Origin of the sequence: Pseudooceanicola lipolyticus, from assembly GCF_002786325.1 — a bacterium.
GTDB classification, from domain to species: Bacteria; Pseudomonadota; Alphaproteobacteria; order Rhodobacterales; family Rhodobacteraceae; genus Pseudooceanicola_C; species Pseudooceanicola_C lipolyticus.
Genome location: NZ_PGTB01000369.1, coordinates 1 through 1,098 on the forward strand (window position 1 = coordinate 1; position 1,098 = coordinate 1,098).

Below are 1,098 nucleotides of genomic sequence, written 5' to 3' on the forward strand. Positions count from 1 at the left end.
CGGCCATTTCGAGGCGGCGCTGCAGATCGCCTCTCCCGACCGCGACAGCGCGCTGCTCGCCGAGGCGCGCGAGATCCGCGAAAAGGCGCAGCTGGGGCTGCTGCCCGAGGCGGCCAGGCTGATGAGCGGCACGCTGGAGCGGATGCGCGCGGAGCGCCAGGTCTCGCCCCCCGAAGCCGCGATGTTCCAGACCCAGCTGGAGCTGCTGAACCACATGCTGAGCCTGGCGCAGCGCCGCGGCCAGCTGTCCCCCCGCCAGGCCGGCCAGGCCGGGCTGGAACAGCGCGCCGCCTCGCAACTGGGCCAGGACCTCTGGGTATTGGAGCAGACCGGCCACAAGACCGGCGGCTTCTTCGTGGAATTTGGCGCCACCGACGGGGTGCTGCTGTCAAATACGCTCTTGTTAGAGACCGAATTCGGCTGGTCCGGCATTTGCGCCGAGCCCAATCCGGAATTCTTCGAGAAACTGGTGAAAAACCGGAGTTGCACGGTGGCGCCGGATTGCATCGCCGGCGCCACTGGGCGCGAGGTCGAGTTTCTGCTGGCCGATGAATATGGCGGCATCGCCGACTATGCCGCGGCCGATATGAATGCCGCCCGCCGCGCCGGCTATCGCGACAGCGGCCGGACGATCCGGCTCACCACCATTTCGCTCGACGCCTTCCTGAAGAAATACGACGCGCCGCGCCGCATCGATTACCTGTCGGTCGATACCGAAGGCAGCGAATACGAGATCCTCGCGGCCTTCCCTTTCGAGGAATGGGACATCCGCCTGCTGACGGTGGAGCATAATTATACCCCGATGCGCGAGGATATCCGTGCCCTGCTCGAAGGCCATGGCTATGTCCGCACCGAGAAGCAATTCGACGACTGGTATGCAAAACCGCCGGAATAGTCGCCGCGGTGCAGCGAATGGTTGCGCCCGCGCCGGTTTGCGGACAAAACAGACCGGACCGAAGCAACCGGGCAGCGCCAGATCATGACCAAAACCGCCCTCATCACCGGCATCACCGGCCAGGATGGCTCCTACCTTGCCGAATTCCTGCTCGCAAAGGGCTACGAGGTGCACGGCATCAAGCGCCGGGCGTCGCTGTTCAA

General features: G+C 65.1%; 2 protein-coding genes. Both read left to right on the forward strand.

Features of this window, described 5'->3' with window-relative positions:
* On the forward strand, positions 1-895 hold an 895-nt coding region (locus CVM52_RS25990; protein ID WP_100165081.1), incomplete at its 5' end, for an FkbM family methyltransferase.
* 84 nt (positions 896-979) lie between these two features.
* Positions 980-1,098 (forward strand): GDP-mannose 4,6-dehydratase (locus tag CVM52_RS25995; protein ID WP_133120015.1); only part of this gene is annotated, 119 nt, incomplete at its 3' end.